Raw genomic sequence first — 12,229 nt, 5'->3', positions numbered from 1 at the left:
GCGGTGGCGCGGTGCGCGGCGCCGGACGGTGCGGCGTCAGACGTTGACGCCGAAGTCCTGGGCGATGCCGCGCAGGCCGGACGCGTAGCCCTGGCCGATGGCACGGAACTTCCACTCGCCGTTGTTGCGGTACAACTCGCCGAAGACCATCGCGGTTTCGGTGGAGGCGTCCTCGGTCAGGTCGTAGCGCGCCAACTCCCGGTTGTCCGCGCGGTTGACCACCCTGATGTAGGCGTTGCGCACCTGGCCGAAGCTCTGCTGGCGGTCCTCGGCGTCGTAGATCGAGACCGGGAAGACGATCCGGTCCACCTCGTGCGGCACCTGTGCCAGGTCGACGTTGATGACCTCGTCGTCGCCCTCGCCCTCACCGGTGAGGTTGTCGCCGGTGTGCTCGACCGAGCCGTCCGGGCTCTTGAGGTTGTTGTAGAACACGAAGTGCTGGTCGGTGAGGACCCGTCCGGCCGCGTTCGTCAGCAGGGCGCTGGCGTCCAGGTCGAAGTCCGCGCCGGTGGTCGTCCGGGCGTCCCAGCCGAGACCCACCTGGACCGCGGTGAGGTTCGGCGCCTCCTTGGAGAGTGAGACGTTGCCGCCCTTGCTGAGGCTGACTCCCACGAGTCCTCCCAATGTCCGAGGGGGACGTCGAACGCGGTGCCCCCGTTGGTGCGTGTACGTACAACCGGATCAACGCCCTGATCCTAGTGACCGGTTCCCCGGCTGGGGAGCGCTCACGCGGCGCGCCGGGAAGCACGCCGCGCGAACGGGTCACAGCTCGGCGAGCGCCTTGGTGTACTCGTTCAGGTCACGGGCGTCCGGCAGCGCGTTGACGACGGTCCAGCGGACCACGCCCTCCTTGTCGATGATGAAGGTGCCGCGCACCGCGCAGCCCTTCTCCTCGTCGAAGACGCCGTAGGCACGGCTGGCGGCACCGTGCGGCCAGAAGTCGGACAGCAGCGGGTACTCCAGGCCCTCCTGCTCGGCGAAGACCCGCAGGCTGAACGGGGAGTCGTTGGAGACCGCGAGTAGCTGGACGTCGTCGTTGACGAACTTGGGCAGCTCGTCGCGCAGGGCGCACAGCTCGCCGGTGCACACGCCGGTGAAGGCGAACGGGTAGAACAGCAGGACGACGTTCTTCTCGCCCTTGTAGTCGGAGAGCCTGACCAGCTCGCCGTGCTGGTTCTTCAGCTCGAAGTCGGGGGCCTTGGTGCCGACCTCAATGGCCATGGGTGCTTCCCTTCCGATCTCGCTTGCGCGTCACACCGGTACCGCTACGCCGTTCGTGGCGCAGCGGGCACGCACAGTCTCGCACTGTCGGCGGTCGGCAACAGGGCGCGCCCCCGTCAGCGGTGGGCTGACGGGGGCGCGCGGGATGTTCGGGTCGGGTCGTGCGGGGCGCTCAGCGCTTGGGGGCCACCAGTCGGCTGCCGGTCCAGTCCTGGGCGGCGCTGATGCTCTTGCCCTGCGACAGGCCGGCGGTCTGCGCCGCCTCGCTGATGTCGCTGGGCTCGATGTGACCGTCACGGCCGGTCTTGGGGGTCATCAGCCACACCACACCGCCGTCGTCAAGCAGAGTGATGGCGTCCACCAGGGCGTCCGTAAGGTCGCCGTCCTCGTCGCGGAACCACAGCAGGACGGCGTCGGCCACGTCGTCGTAGTCCTCGTCGACAAGGTCCTGTCCGATGATGGCCTCGATGCCCTCACGGAGCTCGCGATCGACGTCGTCGTCGTAGCCGATCTCCTGGACCACCTGTCCGGGCTCGAAACCCAACCGGCTCGCCGGGTTGGTCCGCTCCTCCGCGTGGCCCGCGGTCGCGCTCACGGATTGCCTCCTGACTTGGGGATGTCTGTCGGCCCCGCGCGTGTACGGGGCGATGGCCGTAGTCCACACGCAGCGGGCGGATCGCGCAAGTACCCAGCTACCGATCCCGCCCAAACGTTGACGTGTCGTCTCACATCGCACCCACCTCTGTGACGCCGGTCACGGCGTTTTGCCGGGGTTGCGGCATTAGGACGGCGTAGGGGGTCTGGGCGGCCCGAACGCAACAGCGCTTCCGGTACGGGTGTCCGACCGCTGCCCGACTGGGCGTAGAGTTGCGATTTGGCCCGCCCGCCGCACTCCCCCACACCGTTGAGGGCATGGAAGGTACCCCCTCCCACCCTCGTACCGGAGGCGCTCGCGCGCCACTGCGCCGACCGTCGCGGGTCTCGACCCGTCTCACTAGGTGGTAGTTACCACTCAGTAGAGATGACGGATCTCCAGCCGCGGTACACGATGGAGGCGGCGCGACACAACAGAGCATTACCTAGTAGCGAAGGAACAGCGTGGCTTCCGGATCCGATCGCAACCCGATCATCATTGGCGGCCTTCCCAGCCAGGTCCCGGACTTTGATCCCGAGGAGACGGCGGAATGGCTCGACTCGCTCGACGCGGCCATCGACGAACGCGGCCGTGAGCGTGCCCGCTACCTGATGCTGCGGCTCATCGAGCGCGCTCGCGAGAAGCGTGTGGCCGTGCCGGAGATGCGTAGCACGGACTACATCAACACCATCGCCACCAAGGACGAGCCGTTCTTCCCCGGCAACGAGGAGATCGAGCGCAAGATCCTGAACGCGACCCGGTGGAACGCGGCCGTCATGGTGTCGCGCGCCCAGCGCCCCGGCATCGGCGTCGGCGGCCACATCGCGACCTTCGCCTCCTCCGCCTCGCTGTACGACGTGGGCTTCAACCACTTCTTCCGGGGCAAGGACGACGGCAAGGGCGGCGACCAGGTCTTCTTCCAGGGGCACGCCTCCCCCGGCATCTACGCGCGCGCCTACCTGCTGGACCGGCTCAGCGAGCAGCAACTGGACGCGTTCCGGCAGGAGAAGTCCAAGGCCCCCTACGGTCTGTCCAGCTACCCGCACCCGCGGCTGATGCCGGACTTCTGGGAGTTCCCGACCGTCTCGATGGGCCTCGGCCCGCTCGGCGCGATCTTCCAGGCCCGGATGAACCGCTACCTGGAGGCGCGCGGCATCGCCGACACCTCCGACTCGCACGTATGGGCCTTCCTCGGCGACGGCGAGATGGACGAGCCGGAGTCGCTCGGCCAGCTGTCCCTGGCCGCCCGTGAGGGCCTGGACAACCTGACCTTCGTGGTCAACTGCAACCTGCAGCGGCTCGACGGCCCGGTGCGCGGCAACGGCAAGATCATCCAGGAGCTGGAGTCGCAGTTCCGCGGCGCGGGCTGGAACGTCATCAAGCTGGTCTGGGACCGCAGCTGGGACCCGCTGCTGGCGCAGGACCGGGACGGCGTGCTGGTCAACAAGCTGAACTCGACGCCGGACGGCCAGTTCCAGACGTACGCCACCGAGACCGGCGCGTACATCCGCGAGCACTTCTTCGGCGGCGACCACCGGCTGCGCAAGATGGTCGAGAACATGACCGACGACCAGATCCTGCACCTGGGCCGTGGCGGTCACGACCACCGCAAGATCTACGCGGCGTACAAGGCGGCCAAGGAGCACAAGGGCCAGCCGACCGTCATCCTGGCGCAGACCGTCAAGGGCTGGACGCTCGGCCCGAACTTCGAGGGCCGCAACGCGACCCACCAGATGAAGAAGCTGACCGTCGAGGACCTCAAGCGGTTCCGCGACCGGCTGCACCTGCCGATCTCCGACAAGGAGCTGGAGTCCGGCCTGCCGCCGTACTACCACCCGGGCCGGAACTCCGAGGAGATCCAGTACATGCACGACCGCCGCAAGGAGTGCGGCGGCTACGTGCCCACCCGCGTGGTCCGCGCCAAGCCGCTGAACCTGCCGGACGACAAGGCGTACGCGGCCGTCAAGAAGGGCTCCGGCCAGCAGTCGATCGCCACCACCATGGCGTTCGTCCGGCTGCTGAAGGACCTGATGCGGGACAAGGAGATCGGCAAGCGCTTCGTGCCGATCGCGCCGGACGAGTACCGCACCTTCGGCATGGACTCGCTGTTCCCGTCCGCCAAGATCTACAACCCGCTGGGCCAGACCTACGAGTCGGTCGACCGCGAGCTGCTGCTGGCGTACAAGGAGTCGCCGACCGGGCAGATGCTGCACGACGGCATCTCCGAGGCGGGCTGCACCGCCTCGCTGATCGCCGCGGGCTCGGCGTACGCCACGCACGGCGAGCACATGATCCCGGTGTACGTCTTCTACTCGATGTTCGGGTTCCAGCGCACCGGTGACCAGTTCTGGCAGATGGGCGACCAGCTCGCGCGCGGTTTCGTACTGGGTGCGACCGCTGGCCGCACCACGCTGACCGGTGAGGGTCTGCAGCACGCCGACGGCCACTCGCAGCTGCTGGCCTCCACCAACCCGGCGTGTGTCGCGTACGACCCGGCCTTCGGCTTCGAGATCGCGCACATCGTCAAGGACGGTCTGCGCCGGATGTACGGCCCGGACAGCGAGGACGTCTTCTACTACCTCACCGTCTACAACGAGCCGATCCAGCAGCCCGCCGAGCCGGAGAACGTGGACGTCGACGGCATCCTCAAGGGTCTGTACCGGTACAAGGCCGCCGAGGGCGGCGCGATCCCGGCGCAGATCCTGGCCTCCGGTGTCGCGGTGCCGTGGGCGGTCGAGGCGCAGCGGATCCTCGCCGAGGAGTGGAACGTCAAGGCCGACGTGTGGTCGGCCACCTCCTGGAACGAGCTGCGCCGCGACGCGGTGGCCGTCGAGGAGTACAACCTGCTGCACCCGGAGGAGGAGCAGCGCGTTCCGTACGTGACCACCAAGCTGTCCGGTCACGAGGGTCCGTTCGTGGCCGTCTCCGACTGGATGCGGTCGGTTCCGGACCAGATCGCGCGCTGGGTTCCGGGTACCTACCAGTCGCTGGGTGCGGACGGCTTCGGCTTCGCCGACACCCGTGGTGCGGCGCGCCGCTTCTTCCACATCGACGCGCAGTCGGTGGTGCTCGGGGTGCTGACCGAGCTGGCCAAGGAGGGCAAGATCGACCGCTCCGCGCTGAAGCAGGCGATCGACCGCTACCAGCTCCTGGACGTGGCCGCGGCCGACCCCGGCGCGGCGGGCGGCGACGCGTAACCGCCGTACGGCGGGTAAGCCGGTGATTCCCGCCCATCCGCCCCTTTCGAGGGGCGGATGGGCGGGAATTCGTTTGAACGCCAGCCTGACCGCACCGGTCAGATGTGCACGCCCCCGCCTTCGGAGGCGTTGGCGCCCCGCTTGGTGAACAGCGCCACCACCGCGGCGCACGCCGCGACGACCGCGGCCACTGTGAAGGACAGGCCCATCCCGGAGACGAACGTCTCGTGCGCGACCCGGGTGATGGTCTCGGCGACCTGTGCGGGCACGCCCCGCGGCACGGGCGGCACGCCGACCGCCACCGCGTCGGCGGCCTGCTTCGCCTGCTCGGGCGGCAGCGCGGGCAGGCCCGCGGCGGCCCAGTGGCCCGGCAGTTGGTTGTCCACCCGGGCCGCCATCACCGCGCCGAGCACGGCGGTGCCCAGCGAGCCGCCGACCTGCATGGCGGCCTGCTGAAGGCCACCGGCCACCCCGGACAGCTCCAACGGGGCGTTGCCGACGATGACTTCGGTGGCGCCGACCATCACCGGCGCGAGTCCGAGACCGAGCAGCGCGAACCACAGCGAGGTGGTGCCGGTGCCGCTGTCCGCGGTGAGCCGGGACATGCCGATCATGGCGGCGGTGGTGAACAGCATCCCGCCGACCAGCGGGATGCGCGGCCCGAACCGGGTGATCAGCGCACCGGCCACCGGGGAGGCGACGATCATCATCGCCGTGAGCGGAAGCAGATGGACACCGCTGTCGACCGGGCTCATGCCGTGCACGTTCTGCAGGTAGAAGGTGACGAAGAACAGCCCGCCCATGAACGCGAACGCCATCAGCACCATCAGCACGGTGCCCGCCGACAGCGGTACCGAGCGGAACAGCCCCAGCGGGATGAGCGGTTCACGCGACCTGGTCTCCCACAGGGCGAAGACCACGAACAGCAGCACGGCCCCGCCGATGAACGCCCAGGTGCTCAGCGAGCTCCAGTGCCAGGCGGGAGCCTTGATCAGGCCCCAGATGAGGCAGAACATCCCGGCCGACAGCAGCACGATGCCGGGAACGTCGAAGGACCTGGGGGCCTTCTCCGCCCGGATGTCCTTGAGGATCAGCAGGCCGAGCGCCAACGCGATCGCGCCGACCGGCACGTTGATGAAGAACACGGACTGCCAGTTGACGTGCTCCACCAGCAGACCGCCGATGATCGGCCCGGCGGCGGTGGAGGCGCCGATGACCGCGCCCCAGATGCCGATCGCGGTGTTCAGCTTCTCCGCCGGGAAGGTGGCCCGCAGCAGGCCGAGCGCGGCGGGCTGGAGCAGCGCGCCGAACAGGCCCTGGAAGACGCGCAGCGCGATGACCATGGCGACGCTGCTGGACAGGCCGATCAGGCCCGAGGTGAGGGCGAATCCGGTGATGCCGATCAGGAACGTCTGACGGTGGCCGAACCGGTCACCGAGCTTGCCCGCGGTGATCAGCGCGACGGCCAGCGCGAGCAGATAGCCGTTGGTGATCCACTGCACGTCGGCGAGCGAGGCGCCCAGGTGCTGCTGGATGGCCGGGTTGGCGACCGCGACGATCGTGGCGTCCAGGGCCACCATCATCACGCCGATGGCGACGGAGAACAGGGTCAGCCAGGGATGACCGCGCAGCGACCTTCTGGGCGCCGGTATCCGGTCCGGTATCTGGTCGGTGACGAGGGGTGCTTGGCTCATGGGCGCGAGATTATGTCAGTGGCTGACATTTGACAAACGACTTCACCTGCCAGTAACTGACAGAAGCAGCGCGGGTATGGTGACCTGCCGCAACACGACGAGGAGGGTGGCCGCGATGCCGGGAACCACGGCGACGACCCAGCCCGCTCCGGGCGCCGCCGGCCTACGCGAACGCAAGAAGCAGCGCACCCGGGACGCCCTGACCCGGGCGGCCATGGAGCTGTTCACCACCCGCGGGTTCGAGCGCACCACGGTGGACGAGATCGCCGAGTCGGTGGAGGTCTCGCAGCGCACCTTCTTCCGCTACTTCAGCAACAAGGAGCAGGCCGCGCTCGCCGTCGAGGAGCTGATCGAGGGCCACTTCCTGGCCGCGCTGCGCGAACGGCCCGCCACGGAACCGCCGTTGGAGGCGCTGCGCAACGCGCTGCTGGGCACCTGGGACGACGTCAACACCGCGATCCACGAGGTGGTACCGCTCGACCTGTACATGCGGATGTACCAGGTGATCGAGACCACACCCGCGCTACTGGCCGCCCGCATGCGGCGGCAGGCCGAGACGGAGCAGCGGATCAGCGCCGAGATCGCCCGGCGGGAGGGCCTGGATCCGGCGGTGGACCTGCGGCCACGGGTGCTGGTGGCGGCGTTCGGCGGGGTGATCCGGGCGGCGTCCGGGTACTGGGGGAAGTGCGCCGACGACAGCGTCGAGCAGATGCGGCGAAGTGTCGCAGATCACCTCAACACCCTCGGCGCGGCACTCATCGGCGGATGGCGCACCCAGGACACATAAGCGGCCTCGGGGATGCCAGGCACGTCACCCAGGCCGCTTAGCATCACCCGTTGACTGAGTCAGCGTCACTCATGTGCCACTAACGGCCCCTTGTGACCGATATAAACGTGATCTGGGTCACCGTATTCACGGTCGGGGGCGTCTTTCTCCTATCGTGGCCCCCGGTGAATCTCTTCGACGAGCGCGCCGGCGCTCCCTCCTCCCCTCGATCCCTCGGCTGGTACTGGCTGCGCGTCATCGCGCAGGACCTGACCTCGCCGGGGCGGGCGGCATTGGCCGTGATGGTGGTCTTCGTGCTGCTGGCGACGAGTGGCTGGACCGCCATGCGCCACCAGAAGCCGCCGCAGGATCCACGCGCCGCCGCGGTGTCGGCCTGGCTGCACGGCTCGGTGGCCGGGCGCCGACTGCCGAACCCGGACACCGCCAGCGCGGCGACCATCTCCCGGTTCTTCGCCTCGTTGGGCAACGCGCAGGCCCGGCAACTCGCGGACCGCTACCCGCTGGTGGTCGGCAACCTCAACGGCGCCCCGGTCCAACTGCGCTACCAGGCCAACCGGCAGGCACTCACAGAGGCCGAGAGCTGGCAGCTGGAGCGCTCGAAGGCCGCGGACCTTACCGCCGAGGGCCGCCAGTCCGCGCTCCAGCTCGCGCACCGCTTCGACTCGCTGCGCGATCCCGGGCGGCAGATCCTCGCCTTCGACCCGAGCGGGCGCGGCCGGGTGGCCGAGGTCTTCGGCGACCTGGAGACGGCGCAGCGCACCTCCGTGGTGGTGCCCGGCGTGGACACCGACATCCTGTCGTTCGAGAAGTCCGTGAAGCCGTACTCCACCCCGGACGGGATGGCCGAGGCGCTCTACAACGCCGAGCGGGCCGCCGATCCCGCGGCGCGCACCGCGGTCATCGCCTGGGCGGACTACACCACGCCGGAGGGCGTCGGCCTGGACGCCTCCACCGGCACCATGGCCGAGGCGGGCGCGGTCCGGCTCAACAACATGGTGCGGGCGCTGCCGCAGAACACCAGCGTCCAGTTGTTCTGCCACTCCTACGGCTCGGTGACCTGCGGGGTGGCCGCCGCGCGGCTGCCGCAGCAGAAGGTGACGGACATCACGGTCTACGGCAGCCCCGGTATGCGCGCGGACAACGTCGCCGGGCTGCACACCCGGGCGCGGGTGTGGGCGGCACGGGACGACACCGACTGGATCCAGGACGTGCCGTATCTGGAGGTCGCCGGTATCGGCCACGGCACCGACCCGGTCTCCAGCTCGTTCGGCGCCCGGGTGATCTCCGCGGCGGGCGCCCAGCAGCACACCGGGTACTTCGCCTCCGGCACGGAGAGCCTGAAGAACTTCACCCACATAGCGTTGGGCGAGTACGGATCGGTGAGCTGCGCCACAAGCGACGCCTCGTGCAAGGCGGGTGCCGCCGCGGCCTGATCGACGCGCGGGCACAGGGGTGTTGGGGAGGTACCTCCCCAACACCCCTGTGCCGTTTCGTGAGTTGACTACTCGCGCGCGGCGGACGTGGAGGACATGTCCGGGTAGCGGTCGCCCGCGACCTTGGCCGCGATCGGCTCCAGCAGCGCCAGCTCCTCGTCGCTGAGGGTGATCCTGGTGGCGGCGGTGTTCTCCAGCACCCTGGACCGCTTGCGGGTGCCCGGGATCGGCACCACCGCCAGGCCGCGCGGCTTCGCCTGCTGCTGCACCCAGGCCAGCGCGATCTGGCCGAGCGTGGCGCCGTGGGCGGCGGCGATCCGGCGCACCGGCTCCAGCAGCGCCGCGTTCGCCTTGGCGTTGTCGCCGGTGAAGCGCGGCTGGTACTGCCGGAAGTCGCTGCTGGACAGGTCCTTGGCGGCGTCCGCGAACGCGCCGGTCAGGAAGCCCCGGCCGAGCGGCGAGTACGGTACGAACGCCACGCCCAGCTCGGCGGCGGCGGGCACCGCGGACTTCTCCACGTCACGGCTGAACAGCGACCACTCCGACTGGAGCGCGGCGATCGGGTGCACCGCGTGCGCCTCGCGCAGTTCGGCGCCGGTCACCTCGGACAGGCCCAGGTGCCTGACCTTGCCCTCGGCCACCAACTCGGCCATGGCGCCGACCGATTCGGCCAGCGGCACCTGCGGGTCGCGGCGGTGCATGTAGTACAGGTCGATCACCTCGACGCCCAGGCGCCGCAGGCTCCCCTCGACGGCCTGCCGCACATACGCCCGGTCGTTGCGTATGCCGCGGTAGTGCGGGTCGTCCGCCTTGCGGACGATGGCGAACTTGGTGGCCAGGGTGATCTCGTCGCGGTGCGCCTTGACGAACGGGGCGAGGAACTCCTCGTTCGCGCCGGAGCCGTACACGTCAGCGGTGTCGAACAGCGTGACGCCCGCCTCCAGCGCCGCGTCCAGCGCGTCCCGCGCGGCGGCCTCGTCGGTGTCGCCGTAGAACTCGCTCATGCCCATGCAGCCCAGGCCCTGGACACCGACCCGCGGGCCGTTGGTGCCCAGTGCCACCTGGCTGATCTTCTCGATGCTCATCGAACCTCAGTGCCTCTCCGGCGCCGGCTTGGCGCCCGCGTACAAGTCGATCTTGTAGTCGAGAACCTCGAGGGTGTCGCGCAGCTCGGTGATCCGGCGGCGTACGTCCTCGCGGTGCGCCACCAGCAGCTCCAGCCGCTCGGGGTAGGTGTGGTCGCCCTCGCGCACCAGCTCGGCGTAGCGGACCATGTCCGCCACCGGCATACCGGTCAGCCGCAGCTTGCCGACGAAATCCAGCCAGTCCAGGTCACGGTCCGTGTAGCGGCGTTGCCCGGTGTGTGAGCGGTCGACGTGCGGCATCAGGCCTATCCGCTCGTACCAGCGCAGGGTGTGGGCGCTCAGCCCGGTGTAGGCGACGACCTCACTGATGGTGTAGCGGTCGTGACCGCGTGGGCGCTGCCTGGCCGCCACTTCAAGACAGCTGGTCACAGCGCTGCGTTCGGTTTCCACGACCGTCATGCCGTACCGCCCCTTCCGGCTGTCGCCTTCTCGGTCCCTCGATGTCCTCAACGCTAGAGAGTTCGAGTGCACTCTAGGCAAGCACGGCCGTCCGGGGCCCTGGGAGGCCGGTCGGGACGGGCAAGTACGCTCGCCGTCATGGAGAGTCTGCGGTTGATGGAGAACTGGCCGGTGCCCACCGCGGCGGCGGCCGTGGTCCGGGCGGACGGCCGGGTGGCCGGATCGTACGGTCCGACGGGGCACCGCTTCCGGCTGGCCTCGGTCACCAAGCCGCTCACCGCCTACGCGGCGCTGGTCGCGATCGAGGAGGGCGCGGTCGAGCTGGACGAGCCCGCGGGCCCGCAGGGCTCGACGGTACGGCACCTGCTGGCGCACGCCTCCGGGCTGGCGTTCAACGAGCACCAGGTACAGGCCGCGCCGGGCACCCGCAGGCTGTACTCCAACGCGGGCTTCGAGGTGCTGGCCGACCACATCGCCAAGGCCACCGACATCCCGTTCGCGGACTATCTGCGCGAGGCGGTGCTGGAGCCGCTGGGCATGGCCGCGACCGAGCTGACCGCCTCCCCGGCGTGGGGTGCGGTCTCCACGGTGGACGACCTGGTCCGGTTCGCCGCCGAGCTGCTGTCCCCGCGGCTGGTCGCGGCGCAGACGCACGCGGCGGCGACGGCGGTCGCCTTCCCCGGGCTGAAGGGCGTACTGCCCGGGTACGGGCACCAGAACCCCAACGACTGGGGCCTCGGTTTCGAGATCCGGGACCACAAGTCCCCGCACTGGACGGGGAGTTCGTCCTCGCCGCGCACCTTCGGCCACTTCGGGCAGTCCGGGACGTTCCTGTGGGTGGACCCGGTGGCGGACGCGGCGTGCGTCTGCCTCACCGACCGGGACTTCGGCGAGTGGGCGCATCCGCTGTGGCCCGCGCTGACCGACGCGGTGCTGGCGGAGCTGGGCGGCTAGGCGCTTGGCGGGAAGTGCCGCGATGTGCCGTAGGTCGGCCGCGGCACCTCGTGGCTGGTCGCGCCCACGCGGCGGAGCCGCACATGAACACAGCCCCGCGCCCCTTTACGGGCGCTGCCGAACCGCAGCGGATCCCGCCCCGAGCCGCTCAGCCGTAACTCGGTTCGCCGTGCATCGCCCAGACCAGGTACTCGGCCGGGCCGTCGCAGTGGGCGGTCAGCCCGGCCGCGTCCCTGATCCGCGCCGCATCGCCGGGGCCCAACTGCTCCGCCTCCAGCCGGAGTTGGCCGCGCACGACGTGTACGTAGACGAACGGGGCCTCGGGCAGCCGGGCGGTCGCGGTGTGCACCGCGAGCAGCGCGCCGGGCTGGCGCAGCGGGCTGACGTCCTGACCGCGGGTGATCGCGTACGCGGGTGGGGTGCCGAACTCGGCGGGGTGCAGCCACATCTGGAGGAACCTGAGCGGTTTGTCCGCGGAGGCGTTGCGCTCGCTGTGCAGGACGCCTGAGCCCGCGCTCAGGCGTTGGATCTCGCCTTCACGGACGAGGGCGCGGTGCCCCGCGTCGTCCTCGTGGCACAGCTCGCCCTCGATGACCCAGGTGACGATCTCCACGTCGCGGTGCGGGTGTTGGGCGAATCCGGCGTTGAGGGCGAGGCGTTCTTCGTTGCACGCGATCAGGAACCCGAAGAACGCGTTCTCCGGGTCGTAGTGGCCGCTGAACGAGAAGGCGTGCCACGTCTCGATCCCTCGCGCGGGATCCCCAC

The 12,229-nt window shown here is 69.8% G+C and carries 11 protein-coding genes; 4 read left to right on the top strand and 7 right to left on the bottom strand.

Translation table 11 applies throughout. The features are described 5' to 3' along the window. Positions 1–36 precede the first annotated feature (36 nt). The 3 genes from NON19_RS22035 to NON19_RS22025 all read right to left on the bottom strand — a co-directional run bounded on the left by NON19_RS22035 (position 37) and on the right by NON19_RS22025 (position 1,816). On the bottom strand, positions 37–612 hold the full coding sequence (locus NON19_RS22035; protein WP_255930575.1) for a TerD family protein: 576 nt from the start codon (positions 610–612) through the stop codon (positions 37–39). A 150-nt stretch (positions 613–762) separates the two neighbouring features. Beyond that, positions 763–1,221, bottom strand: coding sequence for a peroxiredoxin (locus tag NON19_RS22030; protein WP_255930573.1), 459 nt, complete (start codon positions 1,219–1,221; stop codon positions 763–765). A gap of 172 nt (positions 1,222–1,393) precedes the next feature. Further along, entirely contained in the window at positions 1,394–1,816 is a 423-nt protein-coding gene (locus NON19_RS22025; protein ID WP_255930572.1) for a DUF3052 domain-containing protein, read from the bottom strand. Between the two features lie 503 nt (positions 1,817–2,319). On the opposite strand from NON19_RS22025, the gene aceE reads away from it, so the two are divergent. Next, positions 2,320–5,052 carry a pyruvate dehydrogenase (acetyl-transferring), homodimeric type gene (gene aceE, locus NON19_RS22020; RefSeq protein ID WP_255930571.1) on the top strand — a complete coding sequence of 911 codons (2,733 nt, stop codon included), beginning with the start codon at positions 2,320–2,322 and terminating at the stop codon, positions 5,050–5,052. A gap of 98 nt (positions 5,053–5,150) precedes the next feature. Here aceE and NON19_RS22015 read toward each other — a convergent pair whose 3' ends face one another. Next, positions 5,151–6,746 (bottom strand): MFS transporter, encoded by a 1,596-nt coding sequence (locus NON19_RS22015; protein ID WP_255930570.1) that lies wholly within the window; start codon positions 6,744–6,746, stop codon positions 5,151–5,153. Positions 6,747–6,861: 115 nt separating this feature from the next. Between NON19_RS22015 and NON19_RS22010 the strand changes: the two genes are divergently transcribed. Both NON19_RS22010 and NON19_RS22005 read left to right on the top strand, forming a co-directional pair. Further along, positions 6,862–7,533: a TetR family transcriptional regulator gene (locus NON19_RS22010; RefSeq protein ID WP_255930569.1), complete on the top strand. Its 672-nt coding sequence runs from the start codon at positions 6,862–6,864 to the stop codon at positions 7,531–7,533. Positions 7,534–7,697: 164 nt separating this feature from the next. After that, positions 7,698–8,966, top strand: a complete 1,269-nt coding sequence (locus NON19_RS22005; RefSeq protein ID WP_255930568.1) for an alpha/beta hydrolase — start codon at positions 7,698–7,700, stop codon at positions 8,964–8,966. A 68-nt stretch (positions 8,967–9,034) separates the two neighbouring features. Here NON19_RS22005 and NON19_RS22000 read toward each other — a convergent pair whose 3' ends face one another. Together NON19_RS22000 and NON19_RS21995 are read right to left on the bottom strand one after the other, a co-directional pair. Continuing rightward, entirely contained in the window at positions 9,035–10,051 is a 1,017-nt protein-coding gene (locus tag NON19_RS22000; RefSeq protein ID WP_255930567.1) for an aldo/keto reductase, read from the bottom strand. A 6-nt stretch (positions 10,052–10,057) separates the two neighbouring features. After that, positions 10,058–10,510: a MerR family transcriptional regulator gene (locus NON19_RS21995; RefSeq protein WP_255930566.1), complete on the bottom strand. Its 453-nt coding sequence runs from the start codon at positions 10,508–10,510 to the stop codon at positions 10,058–10,060. Between the two features lie 138 nt (positions 10,511–10,648). Between NON19_RS21995 and NON19_RS21990 the strand changes: the two genes are divergently transcribed. Further along, on the top strand, positions 10,649–11,464 hold the full coding sequence (locus NON19_RS21990; RefSeq protein WP_255930565.1) for a serine hydrolase domain-containing protein: 816 nt from the start codon (positions 10,649–10,651) through the stop codon (positions 11,462–11,464). A 148-nt stretch (positions 11,465–11,612) separates the two neighbouring features. On the opposite strand, the gene NON19_RS21985 is transcribed toward NON19_RS21990, so the two are convergent. Continuing rightward, a partial coding sequence (locus tag NON19_RS21985) for a pirin family protein (protein WP_255930563.1) occupies positions 11,613–12,229 on the bottom strand: 617 nt, incomplete at its 5' end.

It is taken from the genome of Streptantibioticus rubrisoli, assembly GCF_024436055.1.
GTDB classification, from domain to species: domain Bacteria; phylum Actinomycetota; class Actinomycetes; order Streptomycetales; family Streptomycetaceae; genus Streptantibioticus_A; species Streptantibioticus_A rubrisoli.
Note: the sequence above shows the minus strand (reverse complement) of the source record. Positions and strands in the feature narration are given on the sequence as shown.

Bases quoted from the DNA above. Each gene is read 5' to 3' on its own strand.
- NON19_RS22030 (WP_255930573.1), bottom strand. From the start codon at position 1,221: ATGGCCATTGAGGTCGGCACCAAGGCCCCCGACTTCGAGCTGAAGAAC.
- NON19_RS22015 (WP_255930570.1), bottom strand. From the start codon at position 6,746: ATGAGCCAAGCACCCCTCGTCACCGACCAGATACCGGACCGGATACCG.
- NON19_RS22010 (WP_255930569.1), top strand. From the start codon at position 6,862: ATGCCGGGAACCACGGCGACGACCCAGCCCGCTCCGGGCGCCGCCGGC.
- NON19_RS22000 (WP_255930567.1), bottom strand. From the start codon at position 10,051: ATGAGCATCGAGAAGATCAGCCAGGTGGCACTGGGCACCAACGGCCCG.
- NON19_RS21995 (WP_255930566.1), bottom strand. From the start codon at position 10,510: ATGACGGTCGTGGAAACCGAACGCAGCGCTGTGACCAGCTGTCTTGAA.
- NON19_RS21990 (WP_255930565.1), top strand. From the start codon at position 10,649: ATGGAGAGTCTGCGGTTGATGGAGAACTGGCCGGTGCCCACCGCGGCG.